This window comes from Paractinoplanes rishiriensis, from assembly GCF_016862375.1.
Taxonomy (GTDB): domain Bacteria; phylum Actinomycetota; class Actinomycetes; order Mycobacteriales; family Micromonosporaceae; genus Actinoplanes; species Actinoplanes rishiriensis.
Genome location: NZ_BOMV01000069.1, coordinates 187,997 through 208,894, shown reverse-complemented (window position 1 = coordinate 208,894; position 20,898 = coordinate 187,997). Strand labels below are relative to the sequence as shown.

The 20,898-nt window shown below is 71.6% G+C and carries 19 protein-coding genes and 1 pseudogene; 11 read left to right on the top strand and 9 right to left on the bottom strand.

What is annotated here, in order from left to right; all coding sequences use genetic code 11:
* Positions 1-2: 2 nt before the first annotated feature.
* The 4 genes from Ari01nite_RS33025 to Ari01nite_RS33010 are packed head-to-tail and all read left to right on the top strand — an operon-like array spanning position 3 to position 3,988.
* Complete coding sequence (locus Ari01nite_RS33025) at positions 3-1,262, top strand: ABC transporter permease (RefSeq protein WP_203786147.1); 1,260 nt, start codon at positions 3-5, stop codon at positions 1,260-1,262.
* A gap of 35 nt (positions 1,263-1,297) precedes the next feature.
* Complete coding sequence (locus Ari01nite_RS33020; RefSeq protein ID WP_203786146.1) at positions 1,298-2,011, top strand: cytidine deaminase; 714 nt, start codon at positions 1,298-1,300, stop codon at positions 2,009-2,011.
* A gap of 12 nt (positions 2,012-2,023) precedes the next feature.
* Positions 2,024-3,301, top strand: coding sequence for a thymidine phosphorylase (locus tag Ari01nite_RS33015; RefSeq protein ID WP_203786145.1), 1,278 nt, complete (start codon positions 2,024-2,026; stop codon positions 3,299-3,301).
* Positions 3,302-3,307: 6 nt separating this feature from the next.
* Entirely contained in the window at positions 3,308-3,988 is a 681-nt protein-coding gene (locus Ari01nite_RS33010; RefSeq protein ID WP_203786144.1) for a DUF4272 domain-containing protein, read from the top strand.
* Positions 3,989-3,992: 4 nt separating this feature from the next.
* On the opposite strand, the gene Ari01nite_RS33005 is transcribed toward Ari01nite_RS33010, so the two are convergent.
* Positions 3,993-4,796 (bottom strand): putative RNA methyltransferase, encoded by an 804-nt coding sequence (locus tag Ari01nite_RS33005; RefSeq protein ID WP_203786143.1) that lies wholly within the window; start codon positions 4,794-4,796, stop codon positions 3,993-3,995.
* Between the two features lie 26 nt (positions 4,797-4,822).
* Here Ari01nite_RS33005 and Ari01nite_RS33000 point away from each other — a divergent pair, with 26 nt between their 5' ends.
* The 5 genes from Ari01nite_RS33000 to Ari01nite_RS32980 all read left to right on the top strand — a co-directional run bounded on the left by Ari01nite_RS33000 (position 4,823) and on the right by Ari01nite_RS32980 (position 11,331).
* Positions 4,823-5,905 (top strand): adenosine deaminase, encoded by a 1,083-nt coding sequence (locus Ari01nite_RS33000; protein WP_438872260.1) that lies wholly within the window; start codon positions 4,823-4,825, stop codon positions 5,903-5,905.
* A 404-nt stretch (positions 5,906-6,309) separates the two neighbouring features.
* Positions 6,310-9,864: a sensor histidine kinase gene (locus Ari01nite_RS32995; RefSeq protein ID WP_203786142.1), complete on the top strand. Its 3,555-nt coding sequence runs from the start codon at positions 6,310-6,312 to the stop codon at positions 9,862-9,864.
* Positions 9,861-10,265, top strand: a complete 405-nt coding sequence (locus Ari01nite_RS32990; protein WP_014447580.1) for a roadblock/LC7 domain-containing protein — start codon at positions 9,861-9,863, stop codon at positions 10,263-10,265. Before Ari01nite_RS32995 ends, Ari01nite_RS32990 begins: the two co-directional genes overlap by 4 nt.
* Before the next feature lie 99 nt (positions 10,266-10,364).
* The gene (locus Ari01nite_RS32985) at positions 10,365-10,745 is read left to right on the top strand and encodes a DUF742 domain-containing protein (protein ID WP_203786199.1); all 381 of its coding nucleotides are present in this window, start codon (positions 10,365-10,367) and stop codon (positions 10,743-10,745) included.
* A complete protein-coding gene (locus tag Ari01nite_RS32980) occupies positions 10,726-11,331 on the top strand; it encodes a GTP-binding protein (RefSeq protein WP_203786141.1) in 606 nt (201 codons plus the stop codon). Before Ari01nite_RS32985 ends, Ari01nite_RS32980 begins: the two co-directional genes overlap by 20 nt.
* Before the next feature lie 53 nt (positions 11,332-11,384).
* Here Ari01nite_RS32980 and Ari01nite_RS50270 read toward each other — a convergent pair whose 3' ends face one another.
* Entirely contained in the window at positions 11,385-11,699 is a 315-nt protein-coding gene (locus tag Ari01nite_RS50270) for an HAD family hydrolase (protein ID WP_239163234.1), read from the bottom strand.
* A gap of 83 nt (positions 11,700-11,782) precedes the next feature.
* Positions 11,783-12,115: pseudogene (locus Ari01nite_RS51455) on the bottom strand (hypothetical protein); the annotation flags it as partial.
* On the opposite strand from Ari01nite_RS51455, the gene Ari01nite_RS32970 reads away from it, so the two are divergent.
* Positions 12,114-12,776 carry a 4a-hydroxytetrahydrobiopterin dehydratase gene (locus tag Ari01nite_RS32970; protein ID WP_203786140.1) on the top strand — a complete coding sequence of 221 codons (663 nt, stop codon included), beginning with the start codon at positions 12,114-12,116 and terminating at the stop codon, positions 12,774-12,776. The pseudogene Ari01nite_RS51455 and the gene Ari01nite_RS32970 overlap by 2 nt on opposite strands.
* 220 nt (positions 12,777-12,996) lie before the next feature.
* Here the strand turns inward: Ari01nite_RS32970 and Ari01nite_RS32965 are convergent, their stop codons facing one another.
* The 5 genes from Ari01nite_RS32965 to deoC all read right to left on the bottom strand — a co-directional run bounded on the left by Ari01nite_RS32965 (position 12,997) and on the right by deoC (position 19,664).
* Positions 12,997-15,486 (bottom strand): transposase, encoded by a 2,490-nt coding sequence (locus tag Ari01nite_RS32965; protein WP_203786139.1) that lies wholly within the window; start codon positions 15,484-15,486, stop codon positions 12,997-12,999.
* Between the two features lie 62 nt (positions 15,487-15,548).
* Positions 15,549-16,418: a SatS C-terminal domain-containing protein gene (locus Ari01nite_RS32960; RefSeq protein ID WP_203786138.1), complete on the bottom strand. Its 870-nt coding sequence runs from the start codon at positions 16,416-16,418 to the stop codon at positions 15,549-15,551.
* Between the two features lie 91 nt (positions 16,419-16,509).
* Positions 16,510-17,325: an aldehyde dehydrogenase family protein gene (locus Ari01nite_RS32955; protein ID WP_203786137.1), complete on the bottom strand. Its 816-nt coding sequence runs from the start codon at positions 17,323-17,325 to the stop codon at positions 16,510-16,512.
* Positions 17,318-18,736: an aldehyde dehydrogenase family protein gene (locus tag Ari01nite_RS32950; RefSeq protein WP_203786136.1), complete on the bottom strand. Its 1,419-nt coding sequence runs from the start codon at positions 18,734-18,736 to the stop codon at positions 17,318-17,320. The genes Ari01nite_RS32955 and Ari01nite_RS32950 overlap by 8 nt, the downstream gene beginning before the upstream one ends.
* A 1-nt stretch (position 18,737) precedes the next feature.
* Positions 18,738-19,664, bottom strand: a complete 927-nt coding sequence (deoC, locus tag Ari01nite_RS32945) for a deoxyribose-phosphate aldolase (RefSeq protein ID WP_203786135.1) — start codon at positions 19,662-19,664, stop codon at positions 18,738-18,740.
* Positions 19,665-19,724: 60 nt separating this feature from the next.
* Between deoC and upp the strand changes: the two genes are divergently transcribed.
* Positions 19,725-20,357: a uracil phosphoribosyltransferase gene (gene upp, locus Ari01nite_RS32940; RefSeq protein ID WP_203786134.1), complete on the top strand. Its 633-nt coding sequence runs from the start codon at positions 19,725-19,727 to the stop codon at positions 20,355-20,357.
* Here upp and Ari01nite_RS32935 read toward each other — a convergent pair.
* Positions 20,354-20,839, bottom strand: a complete 486-nt coding sequence (locus Ari01nite_RS32935) for an NUDIX hydrolase (protein ID WP_239163232.1) — start codon at positions 20,837-20,839, stop codon at positions 20,354-20,356. The genes upp and Ari01nite_RS32935 overlap by 4 nt on opposite strands.
* Positions 20,840-20,898 lie beyond the last annotated feature (59 nt).

The window sequence follows — 20,898 nt, the reverse complement described above, 5'->3', positions numbered from 1 at the left end:
CCATGTCGACCACGACGACCGTTGAGGTTGCGGCGCCGGACCGGTTCTGGAACCGGGAACGCCGCCTCGGCGCCGGCATCGCCGCCATCGGCCTGTTGGCGACCCTGGTGTTCGGCTCGGTGGCCGAGTCCGCGACGGCCCGCTTCACGCTGAGCACGGACGCCAGCGGCGCCGCCCTGTCGATCAACGGGCAGGTCGGCACCATCATCTTCGGCCTGCTCACCGTGGTGCTGGGCGTGATCATGCTGATCGGCCGGGCGCCGCGCTGGCAGACCGCGCTGCTCAGCTGCGGCATCGCGTCGTTCGTGCTCTCCTTCCTGTGCTGGCAGGTGGCCGGCAAGTTCCTGCCGCTGGTCGACACCATGAGCGGCAGCCTCGAGTACGCGCTGCCGCTGATCCTCGGCGCGCTGGCCGGCGTGCTGGGCGAGCGCTCCGGCGTGGTGAACGTCGCCATCGAGGGCCAGTTCCTGATGGGCGCGTTCGGCGCCGCGCTGATCGGCACGCTCGCCACCAGCGTCTGGGCCGGCCTGGTCAGCGCGATGGTGGGCGGCGTGATCATCGCCGCCATGCTGGCCGTGCTGGCCATCCGCTTCCTGGTCGACCAGGTGGTGGTCGGCATCGTGCTCAACCTGTTCGCGCTCGGCGTGACCGGGTTCCTGTACGAGCGCCTGATGCAGCCGGACGCGCTGAAGTACAACCAGCCGCCGCCGCTGCCCCGGTGGGAGGTGCCGCTGCTGTCCGACATCCCGGTCATCGGCCCGGTGCTGTTCCACACCCACCTGCTGGTCTGGGCCGCCCTGATTCTGGTGGTGGTGATCCACTTCGCGCTGAAGTGGACCCGCTGGGGCCTGCGTACCCGCGCGGTCGGCGAGCACCCCACGGCGGCCGACACGGTCGGCGTCCGGGTGCGCGGCCTGCGCTACGTCAACGTGCTGCTGGGCGGCCTGATCGCGGGTGCCGGCGGTGCCTACTTCACGCTGGTCTCGACCGGTGCCTTCAACAAGAACATGACTGCGGGCGCCGGCTTCATCGCGCTGGCCGCGCTCATCTTCGGGCGGTGGACCCCGTTCGGGGCGCTGGGCGCGGCGCTGTTCTTCGGGTTCGCCCAGAAGCTGGCGTTCTATCTGAGCGTGGCCGGCAGCCCGGTGCCCAACCAGTTCCTCAACATGCTGCCGTACATCGCCACCATCATCGCGGTGGCCGGCCTGGTGGGCCGGGTGCGTGCGCCGGCGGCGGACGGCGTGCCGTACACCAAGAGCTGACCGGCCCGCGGGTGGAGTGGGGCAGAATCGGCGGCATGGAGATCGACTGGGCCGCCTTGCGGGCGGCCGCCATCGAGGCCATGCGGCACGCGTACGCGCCGTACTCCGACTTCCCGGTCGGGGTGGCGGGGCTGGTGGACGACGGCCGGGTGGTCGTCGGCTGCAACGTGGAGAACGCCTCCTACGGCGTCGGGCTGTGCGCCGAGTGCGGGCTGGTCAGCTCGCTCGCGGCGACCGGTGGCGGGCGGCTGGTGGCGGTCTCCTGCGTGGACGCCAACGGCAACCCGCTGATGCCGTGCGGGCGCTGCCGTCAGCTGCTCTGGGAGCACGGCGGCGCGGACTGCCTGGTCGAGGCCGTGCCGCGGCCGCTCACCATGGCCGAGTTGCTGCCACACGCGTTCGGCCCGGAGGACCTCGACAAGGTGAACGGGCCGGCGTCCGGGCCCGAGGTGCCGGCCGCGCTGGCCAAGTGGCGCGGCCGGGGGACGGTTTTCGTGCACCCGGACCTGTCCGGCGGCGCGACGGTCTGGACCGGGTACTGGGAGCGGTCCGGCGGCAGCCCGCAGGAGAGCGACGTCGCCAAGGGCGTGCTCGAGGAGGGCCCGAACTTCCCGACCGCGGCGGAGGCGGTGGCCTGGGGGCAGGTGCGCACCCCGCGGATCGTGGTGGTGGCCGCGGACGGCGGCCTGACCTGGGCCGGCGAGGGAGAACCGCCGGAGGGCATCCCCGACCGGTGGCAGCAGGACTGACGAGAGGCCCCGATGACCGAGTTCGCAGCAGTTGACGTAATCCGGGCCAAGCGGGACGGCCACCGGCTCAGCGACGCCCAGATCGACTGGGTGGTGGACGCGTACACCCGCGGTGTGGTGGCCGACGAGCAGATGTCGGCCCTGGCCATGGCGATCCTGCTGCGCGGCATGGAGGCCGGCGAGATCGCCCGGTGGACCGCCGCGATGATCGCCAGCGGGGAGCGGCTCGACCTGTCGACGGTGACCCGGCCGACCGCCGACAAGCATTCCACCGGCGGCGTCGGCGACAAGATCACCCTGCCGCTCACCCCGCTGGTGGCGGCCTGCGGCGCGGCCGTGCCGCAGCTGTCCGGGCGCGGGCTCGGGCACACCGGCGGCACCCTGGACAAGCTCGAGTCGATCCCGGGCTGGCGGGCGTCGCTGGCCAACGACGAGTTCAAGCGGCAGCTCGACGACGTCGGCGCGGTGATCTGCGCGGCCGGCGAGGGCCTGGCGCCGGCCGACCGCAAGCTGTACGCCCTGCGCGACGTGACCGGCACGGTCGAGGCCATTCCGCTGATCGCCAGCTCGATCATGAGCAAGAAGATCGCCGAGGGCACCGGGGCGCTGGTCCTCGACGTCAAGGTCGGCTCCGGCGCGTTCATGAAGGACCTGACCGCCGCCCGCGAGCTGGCCGCCACCATGGTGCAGCTCGGCAAGGACAGCGGCGTCACCACGATCGCCCTGCTCACCGACATGAACACCCCGCTCGGGCTGGCGGTCGGCAATGCGGTCGAGGTGGCCGAGTCGGTCGAGGTGCTGGCCGGCGGCGGTCCGGCCGACGTGGTGGAGCTGACCCTGGCGCTGGCCCGGGAGATGCTGGCCGCGGCCGGGCTGGACGCCGATCCCGCCCAGGTGCTGGCGTCCGGTGCCGCCATGGACACCTGGCGGCGGATGATCCGGGCGCAGGGTGGCGACCCGAACGCGCCGCTGCCGGTGGCGCGCGAGACCGAGGTGGTGCGGGCGGCGGCGGACGGCGTGGTGACCGCGGTGGACGCGTACGGCATCGGGGTGGCCGCCTGGCGCCTGGGCGCCGGCCGGGCCCGTAAGGAGGATCCGGTCAGCTTCGGTGCCGGGGTCGTGTTGAAGGTCAAACCAGGGGATCCGGTACGCGCCGGCGACGCGCTGTTCGAGCTGCGCACCGATGATCCGGCCCGGCTCGCCCCGGCCCGGGAAACCGCAGCTCAGGCAGTGACGGTCGGCGATGCCCCGCCCGCCCTTACACAGCTGGTACTGGACCGCATAGCCTGACGCACCATGACGAAGGCCGCACCCGACCCGCGCGCGGTCCGCGAGGCCAGCCTCGACGAAGTCGCGCGCCTGGGCCTGCCGGTGCCACCGCCCGGATTCCCGCTGATCTGGGAGCTGGGCGACACGGTGGAGCTGCGCCCGACCGCCGACCTGGAGGCGCGGGCCGCGGTGCTGCACGTGGTCGTGGCGCGGTGCTTCGGCATGCCCACCGAGATCGCGATGAGCTGGCTGCTGGCCGCGCACCTGGTCGATCTGGTCACACCGCCCGAGTGGCAGTTCGTGATCGGGGCCAAGGGCGATCACCGGTCCTTCGTGCTGCACCACGACGCGGTCTTCGCGCTGGCCTGGCTGCTCGGCCTGAGCCGGCACCTCGACCCCACGGCCCCGCCGGAGGGCCGGATGATGTCGCAGATGCCCGATCTGCCGGCCGGTGAGACGTTCGTGAGCTGGCGCTCCCGGTCGCTGATGTCGCCGCGCGACCCGGTCGAGGCGGCCGTCCTGCTCGACCTCTACTACTGCCTGGACTGGGCGTTCCAGGAGTCGGAACGCGTCGGCATGCGGTTGCCGGGCGAGATCAACGCGAACGCGATCGGCCAGCGCCGGTGGGCCCTGGAGTGGGCGGTGATCTTCCACGGCCCGTACCACGACAAGCCCCCGGAGTGGGAAGAGGTGGACCTGTCGGTCTAGCTGGTCAGCGCGGCCGATAGACGGTCAGGTCGACCGCGGCGGTCACCTTGACCGCGGCGGTGGGCAGCGTCGCCACCGGGACGTGGTGCGCGCTCGGCGTCATGCCGATCAGCGTGCGGGCCTCGGCGGCGCTCAGGTCGAGGCTGTGTTCCAGGGCGGTGACCGACTCCACCGCGAAGTGGTCGTCGAGCGCCTCGCGGACCCGGGCCGCCTTGTCCGGTGCGACCCGGATCAGCCCGTGCGCCGCCACCAGTTCGTGCAGGTGCCCGGCTGCGGGCGTGACCACCAGCAGGCGGCCGTCCGGGCGCAGGACGCGGCGGAACTCGGCGCCGTTGCGCGGGGCGAACACGTCCAGGATCACCGCGGCCGCCCCGTCCACGATCGGCAGCGGGCGCCACAGGTCGGCCAGCACCGCACCGGCCCGGGGGTGGCAGCGGGCGGCCCGGCGCAGTGCCGGTTTCGACACGTCCAGCCCCAGCCCGGTCGCCGCTGGTGCGGCCGCCAGCACCCGGGCCAGGTAGTCACCGGTGCCGGTGCCGGCGTCCACCACCAGGCCGTCGGTGGCGGCCGCCGCGGCCAGCGCCGACCCGATGAAGTCGTAGTGCCCGGCGGCCAGGAACGCGGCCCGGTCGGCCACCATGTCGGCGGTGTCGCCGACGTGCGGCAGCCGGCCAGCGCTCAGGTCCGCGTACCCCTGCCTGGCCAGGTCGAAATTGTGCCCGCGGGGGCAGCGCAGTGCCCGTTCGGCGCGAGCCAGCGACTGTTCGCAAACCGGGCACCGCAGATACGGGATTGCTCCATCGATCATTCGGTCCGGCCCCCTAAGCTCGGCTGATGGCCGCACTCATGCACTCCGACATCGTCAAGGCACCGAAGGCGCTGCTGCACGACCACCTGGACGGTGGTCTGCGCCCCGCGACCATCCTCGAACTGGCCGACGCGATAGGACACCCCCTGCCCGCCGGCGATCCGCAGGCGCTCGGTGAGTGGTTCGTGGCGGCGGCCGACTCGGGCTCGCTGGAACGGTACCTGGAGACGTTCGCGCACACGGTGGCGGTCATGCAGACCGAGGCGGGGCTGCATCGGGTGGCCAAGGAGTGCGCGCTCGACCTGTCCGCCGACGGCGTCGTGTACGCCGAGGTCCGCTACGCCCCGGAACAGCACCTGGAGCGCGGCCTCACCCTGGATCGGGTGGTCGACGCGGTGAACTCCGGGTTCGTCGACGGCGCCGCCGAGGCGGCCGCGCAGGGCCGGCCGATCCGGGTCGGTGTGCTGCTGACCGCGATGCGGCACGCGGCCCGCTCGCAGGAGATCGCCGAGTTGGCCGTGCGCTACCGGGACCAGGGCGTGGTGGGCTTCGACATCGCCGGCGCCGAGGCCGGTTTCCCGCCCACCCGGCACCTGGACGCGTTCGAGTACCTCCAGCGGGAGAACTTCCACTTCACCATCCACGCCGGCGAGGCGTTCGGGCTGCCGTCGATCTGGCAGGCCATCCAGTGGTGCGGGGCCGACCGGCTGGGGCACGGCGTGCGCCTGGTGGACGACATCACCGGCCACCGCGGCGAGGGTGCGGTGCTGGGCCGGCTGTCCGCCTACGTCCGGGACAAGCGGATCCCGCTCGAGCTGTGCCCCTCGTCGAACGTGCAGACCGGTGCCGCCCGCTCGATCGCCGAGCACCCCATCGGCCTGCTGCACGACCTCCGGTTCCGGGTCACGGTCAACACCGACAACCGGCTCATGAGCGGCACCTCGATGTCCCGCGAGATGGCACTGCTCTGCGAGGCGTTCGGCTGGGGCTGGGCGGAACTGCGCTGGCTGACCATCAACGCGATGAAGTCCGCCTTCATCCCGTTCGACGAGCGGCTCGCGATCATCGACGAGGTGATCAAGCCGGCATATGCCAAGTTGCTCGCCTGACTCCCCGCCGGGCCTGGCGGTTCGGTGGGGCCGATCATCCGTTCGGTCAGAATGGTCCCTACAAACACTGCAAAATCCGGCATCTCACCTTGCTCTGGAGCCGGGACCGCGCCATCGTCTGTCCTGCCGCGATCCATTACGATCGGGCCCGATCGGCTGGCGACACCCCCGAGCCGCGCCGATCGGCGGAGTGACACAGAGAGATACATGCCTGCACAGGTAGTGATATCGAACCGGCGAAGTCCAACTGCGACGGAGCAACATTCCGTCACACAACCGGTCCGTGTCCGCCTGCTCTTTCTCTTTGACACTCGTCGTGATGGAATCTCGGGGGCCCGACGCGGCAGTCGGCCGTGCGGTGTCCGGCGACCCGAAGGCCGGGCCCGAATCAGGAGGACGGTGACGTGAGCAAGCGCCCCAAGACGGCGACCGGCGTCATGTCGCGTCTCCGTCGGCCGGCCGATCGGCTGCGAGACCTGCCGATCTGGTCGAAGCTCGGCCTCATCATGCTGGTGCCCACCCTGGCGACGATCATCGTCGGCGTCAGCGGCCTGGTCGACCACATCGAAGAGGCCAGCAACGCGGAGCGCGCGCGAAACCTGTCGGTGCTGTCCGAGGCCGCCGGCGGTCTCGTCGACCACCTGCAGAACGAACGCGCTTTCGGCGTGATGCTCGTGACGAATGACCCGAAGAGTCCGGTCCGTGCGGCTTCGCTCAAGGCTTACAACGAGGAGCACGCACAGGTCGACCAGGCCAAGGTGCCCTATTCCCAGCAGAAGGCCGCGCTCGACGACGTACCGGCCAAAGTTGGCACGCTGCTGCTGCGGCTCGACCGCAACCTCGAGGACCTGCCGGCCAAGCGCAGCCAGATCGCCAACGGCAAGCTCAAGGTCGACGACGTCGAGGACACCTACAACAACCTGATCGACGACCTTCTCTCGGTCCGCGACGCCTCGGCCCAGCTGGCCGCCGACACCTCGCTGAGCGATCACCTGCGCGCCGTGGCCGCCGTGGCCCGCGCCAAGGAGTACGCCGCCCAGCAGCGCAACGTCGGCCACGAGGTGCTCGGCGACGGCGACTTCAACGCCACCCTGCGCCGCAAGTTCCTGCTCACCGACACCGGTTTCCAGCTGGCCGGCACCACGCTCCAGACGGTCGGCACCGACAGCGAGAAGCAGCTCTTCGAGCGGATCAAGGACGTTCCGGACGGCCGCGCCGCGACCAACCTGACCGGTCAGCTCCAGTCCCTGCAGGGCGCCAACACCAGCAACATCCCGTTCGACTCCCAGTCCTGGGAGGCGGCGATGACCGGCTACAACAAGCTCTTCCGCCAGGTCGAGCAAAAGATGGACGCCGACATCGTGGCCCAGGCGACCGAGCTGCGTAACAACGTGAACCGCCGGGTCTTCGTCGAGACCAGCGTGCTGCTCGCGATGCTGCTGCTGGCCATCCTGTTCGCCTGGCTGGTGGCCCGGTCGATGGCCCGCTCGCTGCGCGAGTTGCGGCAGGGCGCGCTCTCGGTGGCCCAGTTCGGCCTGCCGCACGCGGTGAGCCGGCTGCGTGACCCGGCGCTGTCCAGCTCGCTCACCCCGGCCCAGGTGGCCGACCAGATCGCCGAGCCGCTGCCGGTACGCAGCCGGGACGAGTTCGGCCAGGTGACCGAGGCGTTCAACGCGGTCCACCTGGAGGCGGTACGCACCGCGGCCGAGCAGGCCGCGCTCCGCTCCTCGGTCGCCACGATGTTCGTCAACCTGGCCCGTCGTTCGCAGATCCTGGTCGACCGGCTCATCGGTCACCTCGACCGGCTGGAGCGCGGCGAGGAAGACCCGGACCGCCTGGCCGAGCTGTTCCAGCTCGACCACCTGGCCACCCGGATGCGCCGTAACGACGAAAACCTCCTGGTTCTCGCCGGCGCCGACTCCACCCGTGTGCAGCGCGAGCCGGCCGCCCTGATCGACGTGCTCCGTGCCGCGCAGTCCGAGGTCGAGCACTACACCCGCATCGAGTTCGGCATGATCGACCGGGACATCGAGGTGGCGGCGCACGCCGTCAACGACATGGTCCACCTGGTCGCCGAGCTGTTCGACAACGCGACCGCGTTCTCCCCGCCCAACTCGACGGTCATCGTCGAGGCCCGGCGGCTGGGCGACGGCGCGCTGCTCTCGGTCGAGGACCGCGGCATCGGCATCAGCCGCGAGCAACTGCGCGACCTCAACGAGCGGCTCGCCAACCCGCCCATGGTGGACGTGGCCGTCTCCCGGATGATGGGCCTGGTCGTGGTCGCCCGGCTGGCCAACCGGCACGGTGTCAAGGTCGAGCTCCGGCCGGCCGACGCCGAGCGCGGCACGGTGGCCGAGGTCAGCATGCCGGTCCAGGTCCTGATCGCGGGCGCCGCGGTCGGTGGCCGGCCGCCGCAGCCGGCGGTGGCCAACCCGCCCGCCCGCCCGGCCATGCCCGAGCCGCTCGCCCTGGAGAGTGGTCGCGGTGGCTACCCCGGTGGCCGCCCGTTCGACCCCAACCCGCCGATGAACAACGGTGGCATGCTCGGCACCGGCGGTGGCCGCGCGGTGCCGGCCTGGTCCGACCTCACCGGCGCGCCGGGCTCCAACGGCAACGGTTTCGGCCCTAACGGCCTGCTCAACGGCGGCAGCAACGGCACCGGTGGCAACAACACCAACGGTGCCAACGGCTTCTACGGCCCGCGCAGCAACGAGCCGATCCCGCCGCTGCCGTCCGGTCCGGTGTCGCCGTCCGGCCCGCAGGGCTTCGCCGGCCCGGACGGGCTGCCGCGCCGCACCACCGAGACCCGTGAGGGCGACGGCGGCTTCGGCGCCAGCATCCCGCGCCAGCTTCCGGCCAACCCGGAAAACCAGGGCCGCGGCACGTTCGTCCCGCCGGTGTCGGCCCCGCCGGTACCGCCGGTCTCCGCGCCGCCGGTGCCGTCCGCGCCGCCGTACGCCCGGCCGACCTCGGTGCCGCCGTCCGCCGAGACCCCGGTCTCCGGCGCTCCGACGTCGCCGTCCGCGCCGCCGGCCTGGCCGCCGGCTCCGGAGCGCGACCCGAACGCGGCACCGCACGTGCCGGAGAGTCTGGCCGCGGCGCTCGACATGACCGCCGAGATCCCGCGGTACCGGCCCGACGCGACCCAGCAGCAGCCGCAGGTGGAGCGCCCGACCAACCCGCAGACCGCGCCGATCCCGTCGTCCGCGCCGGTGTCCGGCATGCCCACCTCGGGCGGGCCGCAGACCGAGGCGCAGCGGGCTGCCGCCGCGGCCAAGGCCGCGCACGAGGCGGCCGCCGCCGAGGCTGCCGCGGCACAGGCCACGGCCGCCGCGCAGATCGCCGCGGCGCAGGCCGCCCGGCAGCGCGAGGCCCAGGGCCAGTACACCGACGAGACGATGGAACTGCCGATCTTCCGCGAGTTGGAGTCGGCCTGGTTCACCACCACGACCGCCCAGCCGGCCGATCGGGCCACCACCGGTGCCGGCGACGAAACGGTGACCACACAGCGGATTTCGACCGGTGAGCCGGCTCGTACGGTTGGCGTGCCACACCAGGCCGGTTCGCCCGAAACCCGCGAAATGGACCCCGCGACGGTGGGCGTCGGCGCGGCGAACGGCTACGGTTCGAATGGCTCGGCAGGTGGCGTGGCGACCAACCCATGGCGCACCGCGGCCGACGAGGGCTGGGAGGCTGCTGCGGCGGCCGCCGAGCGCTCGGTCGAGTCGACCACGAACGCAGGGCTGCCCAAGCGCACCCCCATGGCGCAGCTCGTACCCGGCGGTGTCGACCGGGGCGGTAACTCCGTCCAGCGTCGTACCCCCGAGGGTGTCCGCGGACTCCTGTCCGCGTACCACCGGGGTGTGCAGCGCGGTCGCACCAAGGAACAATCGACCAACCCGGAGGAGACTCCGGGAGGGCAGCAGTCCTCGCAGGCTGGCAAGGAGCATGAGGCATGACATCTACGCAGGATCTCGGTTGGCTTCTGGCCAACTTCGCCGACCGCGTTCCCGGAGTCGCACATGCGATCGCGGTCTCCGCCGATGGTCTGCTCCTGGCAGCATCGCGGGACCTACCGCGTGACCGTGCCGACCAGCTGGCGGCTATCGCCTCCGGCCTGGTCAGCCTCACCCAGGGCGCCGCGCGGTGCTTCGAGGGCGGCGCGGTTCTCCAGACGGTCGTCGAGATGGACAACGGATTCCTTTTCCTGATGTCGATCTCCGACGGTTCGTCGTTCGCGGTGCTTGCGGCGCGCAGCTGTGACGTCGGCCAGGTGGGCTACGAGATGGCCCTCCTCGTCGACCGGGTCGGCGAGGCACTCACCCCGGCGCCGCGGTCGGCGGCCGGGGTCCTCGGCTGAACGGGCGGTGGACCGGCCTCGACAGCTCGGCCGGCGACTGTCCAAAACATTGACGACAAGAGACACTTCTAGGGTTCGAGGAAGGGGTGAGCTGTGACGATGCCCGAGCGCGATGAGCCGACCGGCGCGCTGGTCAGGCCGTACGCCGTGACCCGCGGTCGGACCCGGCCGAAGCTTGAGATAGCGCTGGAAGCGCTGGTCGAGACAACCGTGCGCGGTCGATCAGGAATGATCCGCGGCGGGCAGGGTGGAAGCGAGCATCAGTACATCGCGGCTATGTGCGACGGCGGCCGTGTGCAGTCGCTCGCCGAGATCGCCGCACGCATGCAACTGCCGCTCGGTGTGGCTCGAGTGCTCGTCGCCGACATGGCCCACGACGGCCTTGTCGCGGTGTATGAGCCCACCTCGCTGGAAGACGAGACCGACGCGGTAGGCACGGAACTGCTGGAAAGGGTGCTGAGTGGACTTCGCAGGCTCTGAGTCGCACCGTCCCGCTGCGGGGCGCGTGACATCGGCGAAGATTGTCATCGCCGGTGGGTTCGGCGTCGGTAAAACGACGCTCGTCGGGTCGGTCTCGGAGATCACCCCGCTGACCACCGAGGCCATCATGACCTCGGCCGGTGTGGGTGTCGACGACAACCGGCAGGTTCCGGGCAAGATGACGACCACCGTCGCCATGGACTTCGGCCGAATCAGCATCGACCGTGATCTGATCCTCTACCTGTTCGGCACGCCGGGCCAGACGCGGTTCTGGTTCATGTGGGACGAACTGGTGCGGGGTGCGATCGGTGCCGTGGTCATGGTGGACACGCGTCGTCTCGCCGACTGCTTCGCCGCCATCGACTTCTTCGAGCATCGTCGCCTCCCATACCTGGTGGCGATCAACTGCTTCGACGGCATGCAGTACCACAACGCCCAAGACGTCCGGGACGCTCTCGCGATCTCCAGTGACGTGCCGGTGGTGAGCTGTGACGCCCGTAACCGCGAGTCGACCAAAAACGTCCTCATCTCGCTCGTCGAGTATGTGCTGACGATGCGTCGCTCGCGCGCGGTAGCGCCCGCCTGACCTTCGGTAGAAGCCCCGCTCCGACCGGCCGGAGCGGGGCTTCTGCGCGCCCGTCAACGGCCGATGAGGGCCGGCAGCCCGGCGAGATCGTCGATCACCAGCTCCGGACGGTAGGTGTCGGGGTCGGCGCGCAGGCCGGCGGCCCCCGGGTAGGCCGCGTTGGTGACCAGCACCGGGCGCATCCCGGCCCGGCGGGCGCCGTCGTGTTCCCGGCTCCCGCCGTCGCCGACATACCAGCACTCGGTGGGGGAGACCCCGAGACGCCCGCTGACAGCCGCGTAGAGCCGCGAATCGGGCTTGCGGTACCCCCCTCTTGCCAGGAGAACACCGCGGCGTCGATTCTGGCGGCGTACGGCGTCTGCGGCCACGCCTCGCAGAGTTCGCTGGAGCAGTCGCTGAGCAGCCCGATCCGGTAGCCGTCCCGGCGCAGGCGGTCGAGCAGGTCGAGAACCCCCGGCCGGGGCGGCCGGACCCGCTCGGCGGCGGCCAGATGCAGAGCCAGCGCCGCGTCCAACTGGCCGGCCGTGGGTTCGGCGCCGCATTGCCGGGCCATCGCCAGCAGTGTCTCCCGGGTGCCGCCGTGGCGACCCACGATCCGGTCCGCGAAGCTGCCGCCCATCACCTGCCAAAACCGATGACCTGGTATGCCGAGGGCCGCGCCGGTCGCCTCGTAGAGTTGCTGCCGGCCGGCCTCGGCGCCCGGATCGGTAAGCGTTCCGAAGAAGTCGAAGACCACCGCGCGCACCGCGTCATGATGCCAAGCGGAGGGGCAGGATGGTGACATGACCAAGCTCACTGGACCGCAGATCGCCGCCGAGGGCCTGACCGGCTGGGCGCTTCTGATCAACGGCCTGCAGACGCGCCTCGAGACGAGGGACTTCACGACCGGCCTGACCCTGGTCAACGCGATCGGCGCGGCCGCCGAGGAGATGAACCACCACCCCGATGTCGACCTGCGCTACGCCCACGTCGACGTGCGCCTCACCAGCCACGACGCGGGCGGGGTCACCGAACGCGACATCCGCCTGGCCCGTGCCATAGCCGAGATCGCGGCGGGCGCCGGGGTGCCGCTGACGCTGACCGGGGTGGCCCGCCTGGAATTGGCCCTGGACACACCGGCCGCCAAGTCGGTGCTGCCGTTCTGGGCCGCGGTGTGGGCCGCCGAACCAGCCAGCGGCCCGGACTTCGACGACGAACTGCGGGACCGGGCCGGCCTGTTGCCCACCATCTGGTTCCAGGAGTCCGGCAGCGAGGAGCCCCGCCAGCGCTGGCACCCGGACATCTGGGTCGACCCGGCCGAGGCGCAGCCCCGCATCGACGCGGCCCTCGCGGCCGGCGGCACGCTGGTCAGCGACGAGGAGGCACCGAGCTTCTGGGTACTGGCCGACCCGGAGGGCAACCGCGTCTGCCTGTGCACCTGGCAGGACCGCGCTCCCGCGTCCTGATCATCGCGCCGGCGCTGGGAGACCCGGAGGTTTGCACGCCAGGACGCCGCGTCGGAGCGGAAGTCCCTGGACGCCAGATCGACGTCAAGCAGCGTCTGCGAGACCTGCTGTGCGAGGCCGGTGTCGAGCCGGAGCCCGCGCGGGTCGCCGGCGATGGCCTGCGCGAGAACGGTGCCGGCCCGCCTCGCGTGGGGCGAGACGAGCCGGTTTCGGACCCTGGTCAGCGGGTGCTGTAGCCCGCGTTGTCGTTGCGGTATTCGTCGGCGCCTTGGCCGTCGCGGGTGAAGTCCCAGCCGCCGGCGGACTCGCGGCCCGGACGGCCGCCCATGGCGAAGCCGCCGATTTCCTGGCCTCGCCGCCAGCCGCGGAAGTAGCCCGTGGTGTGTGCGGCGATGCTGGCCGCGTCGCGGACGATGCGCAGCGGGCGTTCGTCGCGCAGCGGGGAGCCGGGCACCAGGTTGGCCTGCGGGACGCGCTTGGGCAGGCCGGCCGGGGTCTCGGCGGCGATCGACGGGGTGGCGGCGCGCTGGGCCGCCTTCCAGCCGCTGTCGTTCGGGTTGGTCCAGTCCAGGTTGGACGACGAGGAGTCGTCGTGGCCGGTGAACCAGGCCGAGCGGGCGGCCGCGAAGATCAGCAGGTCGCCGTCGTTGCCGTCGGCGGGCACCGGCGGCGTGGTGCTGCGGTCCAGGGCAGTCAGCGTGGTGGTGCTGGTGCCCGGCGCGGTGCCGTTGCGCCGCGGCATGGCGCCGGGACGGCGGCTGTCGCCGTCGATCAGGCGCAGCGGGGGCGTGCCGCTGATCGCCGGCAGGTCGGTGACCGTGGCGTCCAGGCTGCTGGCACCGCGCAGCTGCGAGTCGACCAGGCGCAGGGCCGGCGGCTCCTTGGGCATGTCCTGCCACGGCGGCTTGACCCGGCCGTTGTCACCGGGCGGCGAGCTGACCGAGGCGGCCGGGGCGGCGCCCGGGTCGTCGCCGCCGGTGTTGAGAAGCGGCCAGTTGGCCCGCGAGCCGGGCTCGGGCGTCGGCTCGGGCATCTGCCGTGGGGCCGGCATCGGCAGCGAGTAGTCGGTGGCGCTGCCACCGGCCGGCGACGACGAGGCCAGCGAGGAGGGTGCCATCGACGACGAGCCCCTCGACGAGGAGCCCATTGTTGACGAGCCCATTGTTGACGAGCCCAGCGAGGACGAGCCCAGCGAGGACGGGGGCGACGACGACGGGGCCGCCGGCCGGTTGGAGCGGGGCGGGATCACCGTGCGCTGGCGTTCGGCGCGGGCGCTGTTGATCGCCGCGTTGGTGAGCGTGGCCCGGAACGGCTGACCGCTCTCGGCGGGGGACACGGACGCCGGCGAGAGGGAAGCGGCCGGCGACCTCGTGGGCGGCGGCGGCATCGACGCCGGCGACAGCGGGGCCGGCGGCATCATCGACGGCGCGGCCGAGGCGGCCGGCGCGGACGATGCCGGTGCCGACGGCATCGGAGCGCGCGACCCCGGCATCGGCCGGGAGCCGGGCGTGATCGGCGTCATGCCGGGCGGAGGCGGCGGCACCGACACCGGGCGGTTGCTCGGTGCGGGTGCGCGGTTGGGGAAGGCCGCGGCGGCCGCCGGAGCGGACGGCTGCGCGGCGGCCGGCCGGGTGCTGACCGGCCGGGGTGCCAGCGGGGGCGCGTTCAGCGGGTCCGGAGCGACCGGCGGCGTGGTCATCGGGCGCGGCATGACCGGGCCGTTGCCGGCGCTGACCGGCTCGCGGCGGCCGCGGCGTCCGCGGTCACCGTGGGCGACCGGCTGGAGCGGCGCCGGCTCGACCGGGCGGCGGCGGGTGGCCGTGCCGGTGGCGGACATGCCGCTGCGGGCCGCGATGGTGCCGATGAGCGAGGCGCAGGCGGCGTCGCAGGAACGGACCGCGGCGATCGCCTGGCGGACCGTGTTGGCGGCGGCGGGCGCGAGCGACTTGTTGACGCCGCCGCGCCGGGGCGACTCGCTGATCGCCACGTGCAGGGCGGTGACCGCGGAGATGATCTCGTCGTCGCTGCCGGCCCCGGACCGGATCAGGTCGGCGGCGATCTGCTCGGCCATCCGCTCGGTGTCGTTGCCGGCCACGGTGAGGCGGCCCGGCTCGGGCAGGGCGTCGAGCACGGCGAGGGCGAGCGGGTGCGCGGGGTCGGGGTATGCCCGCAGGGCCGCGGGATAGAGCTCGCGGAGCACCTCGCGCAGCGCCACCGCGGAGGCGTGCCGGCCGCCGAGCAGCGCCACGTGGGCGGCCAGCACCGGTTTGTAGCTCACCAGGTCGCGCGGGGTGGGGAGGGTGACCGCGGCGATGGCGCCGGCCTGGAGTGCCCGGGCCAGGCCGACCGCCCGGCGGGCGGCCGGCGGGGCCTGCATCTCCTCGACCGAGTCGTCGTCGGCGAAGCGCTCGGCGAAGTCGTCGGTGGTGTCGTCATCGGTCACCACCAGCGGCCGTCCCGCCGCGGTCAGCAGCGACGTGACCAGATGGTCGTCGCTGTCGGCGGCCACCGCGGCGTCGGTGAACCCGCTCGTCCGTTCCACGAGCAGCATCCCCAGCTCGGCATAGCCGCCCGGGTCGTCGCTGATCTCGTGAACGCCGAGCAGCCGGCCTGCGTCATCCACCACGGCGATGGTCAGGAACGCGGGTGAACCCCCGCGGACCGAATCATCAGCCGACGCCAGACCGCAGTACACGCGCACGAGCGCCACGGCGTCGTCCTCCTCCCCGGGAGAGCTGTTTTGGCCAAGCACTGATGGTCCCTGGTGAGGGGTCAGTCGCGCCAGTCCACAGCAGCAGAGATCTTGCCGATTACGGAGCGCCACCCGAGACTTGCCTGTTGTGCCCCGATTTTCTTCAAGCGGCGCCGACCGAAGAATCCACCCATGCCACCGCTCTCCGCGGATCGGAGGGACTCGTCCAGGTCATCGAGCGGCGAGCCGGGCGACAGGGCGAGGATCACGGGCTTGAGCCGGAGCGCAAATCCCAGGTCGCGGGCCACCTCACCGGCGGCGATGAGCAACGGCAGGTCCCAGGTGTCGTGCCCGCCGCGCAGATTTTCCACCACGAGGTCGAGCTCGTAGCGGTCCTCTGCCTGCGGGTCGATGTCGGTCGACTGTATCCGCTCGGCCAGGGTGTCCCAGGTGTCGAGTTGTGCGAGATCGTGCGGTGCACCCGAACGAATGAAGGAGACGAGCGACTCGGGCGTCTTGAAGGCGAGCAGACGGCCCTTGTGGCTGAGGAACATGGGTACTTCCTCATCGGCCGGCTTCTTGTCGGCCTCGTCCTTCTCGTCCTCGAACTCTGCCGGGTCGGGCTCGTCGGCCGCCTTGGCGTCGGGGTCGTCCTCGCCCTCGGCGAGCAACGCCTGGTATTCCTCGTCGACGATGACCTCTTCCTCGTCATCGTCGACGGCGCCGCGCTTGCGGGCGTCGAACAGGTCCTCCTCTTCGGCGTCGATCTCGGTCGGGGTGAGCTCGGACGACATCCGGTAGGCGCGCAGGGTGAGCCCGACGCCGCCGGGCAGTGCGATCTCGACCGGTTCGATCCGGACGTCGTCCCAGAGGTCTGTCCCGGAGAGCCCGGCAGCGGACTTCTCGGCCACGGGCGTGGACGCCTCGGGCTCGTCGGACTGGCTGGTCACGGTGACCTCCGGGGATGATTCGGGCGCGGTTGACGGTGATTCTGCCGACACACCCTAGTGGGCGAGCCTGAAAGCAAACCGGAAGGGTGGGTCAGAAACCCTTCGGATGCCAAACCGTCTTGGTCTCGAGGAAGGCCGTCATCGGGCCCAGACCGGGGTCGGCGCCGAAGTCGATCTCGTCGGCCGGCGGCCGCAGCACCCGCTTGAGCGTGCCGGCGGCGGCCCGTTCCAGCTCGGTGGCCAGCTCCGGATCGGCGACGCCGGTCAGGTCGAGGCCGTTGACGTCGTCGTGCGAGGCGAGCCAGGGCGCGGTCTCGGCGGGTCGTCCGGTCAGGATGTTGACCACCCCGCCGGGTACGTCCGCGGTGGCCAGCGCCTCGGCCAGGGTGATCGCGGCCTGCGGGGCGGTGGCCAGCACCACCACCGTGTTGCCGGTGACGACGGCCGGGGCGATCACGCTGACCAGGCCGAGGAACGAGGGCGGGGCCACCACGCCGACCACGCCGGTGGGCTCGGGCGCCGAGATGTTGAAGAACGGACCGGCCACCGGGTTGGCGCCGCCGGCCACCTGGGCGATCTTGTCGGACCAGCCCGCATACCAGACCAGGCGATCGACCGCGGCGTCCACCTCGTCACCGGGGACGCCGAGCGCCTTGAACTCGCGGCGCCGGGCCTCCACCATCTCGGCGATCCGGTAGAGCACCTGGCCACGGTTGTACGCGGTGGCACCGGCCCACTTCGGCTGGGCCTTGCGGGCCGCCACCACCGCGTCCCGGGCGTCCTTGCGGGAGGCGAGGGCCACGTTGTCGCCGTCCACCAGATAGGTCCGTCCTGACTCGCTGCGCGGGAACGCCCCGCCCACGTACAGCTTGTAGGTCTTGCGCACGGAAAGACGAGACTCAGGCAAGGTACGCCTCCAGACCGTGCCGGCCACCCTCGCGGCCGTAACCGGATTCCTTGTAGCCGCCGAACGGCGACGTCGGATCGAACTTGTTGAACGTGTTGGCCCACACCACGCCGGCTCGCAGCTGGTCGGCGACGGCCAGGATCCGGGAGCCCTTCTCGGTCCAGATGCCGGCCGACAACCCGTACGGCGTGTTGTTTGCTTTTTCGATGGCCTCGTCGGGCGTGCGGAACGTCAGCACCGAGAGCACCGGTCCGAAGATCTCTTCCCGGGCGATCCGGTGCGCCTGGGTCACGCCCGTGAAGATTGTCGGCGCGAACCAGAAGCCCTTGGACGGCAGCTCGCACGGCGGCGACCATCGCTCCGCACCTTCCGAGCCACCTATTTCCGACAATTCAGTAATCCGGGCGAGCTGTGCCGCCGAGTTGATCGCGCCGATGTCGGTGTTCTTGTCGAGCGGGTCGCCCACCCGCAGCGTGGCCATCCGCCGCTTGAGCGAGGCCAGCAACTCCTCGGCGATCGACTCCTGCACCAGCAGCCGGGACCCGGCGCAGCACACGTGGCCCTGGTTGAAGAAGATGCCGTTGACGATGCCCTCGACCGCCTGGTCGATCGGCGCGTCGTCGAAGACGATGTTGGCCGCCTTGCCGCCCAGCTCGAGGGTGAGCCGCTTGCCGGTACCGGCCACCGCGCGGGCGATCTGCCGGCCCACCTCGGTCGAACCGGTGAACGCCACCTTGTTGATGTCCGGGTGCTCGACCAGGTACCGGCCGGTGTCGCCGGCACCGGTGACGATGTTGACCACGCCGGGCGGCAGGTCGGCCTGGCGGCAGACGTCGGCGAAGAACAGCGCGGACAGCGGGGTGGTCTCGGCCGGCTTGAGCACCACCGTGTTGCCGGCCGCCAGCGCGGGCGCGATCTTCCAGGCCAGCATCAGCAGCGGGAAGTTCCACGGGATGACCTGGCCGGCGACGCCCAGCGGGCGCGGGTCGGGGCCGAAGCCCGCGTACTGCAGCTTGTCGGCCCAGCCGGCGTAGTAGAAGAAGTGTGCGGCGACCAGCGGCAGGTCGACGTCGCGGGACTCCTTGATCGGCTTGCCGTTGTCGAGCGACTCCAGCACGGCCAGTTCGCGTGAGCGCTCCTGGATGATCCGGGCGATCCGGAACAGATACTTCGCGCGTTCCGCGCCGGCCAGCGCGGACCAGCGGCCGAACGCCTTGCAAGCGGCGGCCACGGCGCGGTCGACGTCCTCGGGTGCGCCCAGGGCGACCTCGGACAGAACCTCCTCGGACGCCGGGTTGACCGTCTTGAAAACGTCCTTGCCGGGAGTGAAGTCGCCGTCGATGAACAGGCCGTAGGAGGGCGCGATCTCGACGATCGAGCGGGATTCGGGGGCCGGCGCGTACTCGAACATCTCAATCCACCGTGAAGTAGTCGGGGCCGGCGTAGTGCCCGGTGGTCAGCTTGGTGCGCTGCATCAGCAGGTCGTTGAGCAGCGACGAGGCGCCGAACCGGAACCAGTCCGGGTCGAGCCAGTCGTCGCCCACGGTCTCGTTGATCAGCACCAGGTACTTGATGGCGTCCTTGGTGGTCCGGATGCCGCCGGCCGGCTTGACGCCGACCTGTCGCCCGTACCTCTCCCGGAAATCACGGACCGCCTCCAGCATCACCAGCGTGACCGGGAGCGTGGCGGCCACCGGGACCTTGCCGGTGGAGGTCTTGATGAAGTCGGCGCCGGCCAGCATGGCCAGCCAGGAGGCGCGGCGGACGTTGTCGTACGTGATCAGCTCGCCGGTCTCCAGGATGACCTTGAGATGGGCCGGGCCGCACGCCTCCTTGACCGCGACGATCTCGTCGAACACCTTGGCGTAGTCGCCGGCCAGGAACGCGCCCCGGCTGATCACCATGTCGATCTCGTCGGCGCCGCCGGCCACCGCGTCACGGGTGTCGGCGAGCTTGACCTCGAGCGGCGCCTGCCCGGACGGGAACGCGGTGGCCACGCTGGCCAGGTGGACGCCCGAGCCGCCCAACACCGCGGCGGCTACCGGGACCATCGACGGATAGACGCAGACCGCGGCGACCGCGGGACAGCTCGGGTCGGCCGGGTCGGGGCGCAGCGCCTTGGTGGCGAGCGCGCGGACCTTGCCGGGCGTGTCGGCGCCCTCGAGCGTGGTGAGGTCGACCATCCGGATCGCCAGGTCGATGGCTTGGGCCTTGGCCGTCGTCTTTACCGAGCGGGTGCCGAGCGCCGCGGCCCGTGCCTCGACGCCCACCTTGTCGACCCCCGGCAGCCCGTGCAGGAACGCACGGAGGTCGGGCTTCGACATCGCTGTCGCAGTCATGAAATGGATTCTACGCGCGGGGTTTACAGATGATCTTGGCTGACCGGTAGGTTGACCCCCGTGGACGTACTGGTCGTAGATCACCCGCTGGCGCAGACCCGGCTCACCGCGATGCGCAACGCGGACACCGACTCCGGTGTCTTCCGCGCCGCGCTGCACGAGCTGACCACCATGGTGGTCTATGAGGCGGCCCGCTCGTTCGCCGTCGAGCAGTACCCGATCACCACCCCGGTGGCGCCGGCACAGGGCACCCGGCTGGCCAATCCGCCGCTGATCGTCCCGGTGCTGCGCGCCGGACTCGGCATGGCCGACTCGGCGCTGGCCCTGCTGCCCGAGTCGTCGATGGGCTTCGTGGGCCTGGCCCGCGACGAGCACACGTTCGAACCCCGGGCGTACATGGAGTCGCTGCCCGGCGACCTGTCCGGGCAGCCGGTGCTGGTGCTCGACCCGATGCTGGCCACCGGCGGCTCGCTGCTGCACTGCTGCCAGCTGCTGGCCGACCGGGGCTGCACCGACGTGATCGTCTGCTGCGTGCTGGCCGCGCCCGAGGGCATCGAGCGGCTGAGCCGGTCCGGCCTGCCGCTGCGCCTGGTGACCGCCGCGATCGACCAGGGGCTGAACGAGAAGGCGTACATCGTGCCCGGCCTGGGCGACGCCGGCGACCGGCAGTTCGGCGGCATGCGCCGCTTCTAGGCGGTGTAGGACCAGCTCTGCGCGACGCCCCGCACGAACGGCATCACGCCGTGGAACAAGCGCGGCCGGTCGGCGAAGACCAGCGGCAGGAAGTGCCGGTCGGACTCCCACATCGGCACCCGGCCGGCCAGGATGTCGGCCCGGTCCACCCAGTGCAGGGTGCCCTCGTCGTTCTTCGCCAGCGGGGTGCCGGTCCATTCGGGCACCCGGAACAGGAATCCGAACCAGTTTTCGCCGTTGCGCCCGAAGCCCGGCCACGAGATGGTGCCGGCCAGGTCGAGCGGGCCGCAGGCGAGGCCGGCCTCCTCGGCGATCTCCCGCCGCATGCCGGACGCGACGTCCTCGCTCGGTTCGACCTTGCCGCCGAGTCCGTTGTAGTACCCGAAGTGCACATCGTCCGGCCGGGCGTCCCGGCGGATCATCAGCACCCGCTGCCGATCGGCCGACAGCACGTAGCCGAGTGTGGCGAGAATTGCCTGCACAGAGACCTCCGCTCGGTTGCGGTGCGACGTCATGATGGACAAGGGGCCGGGCCCGGCAG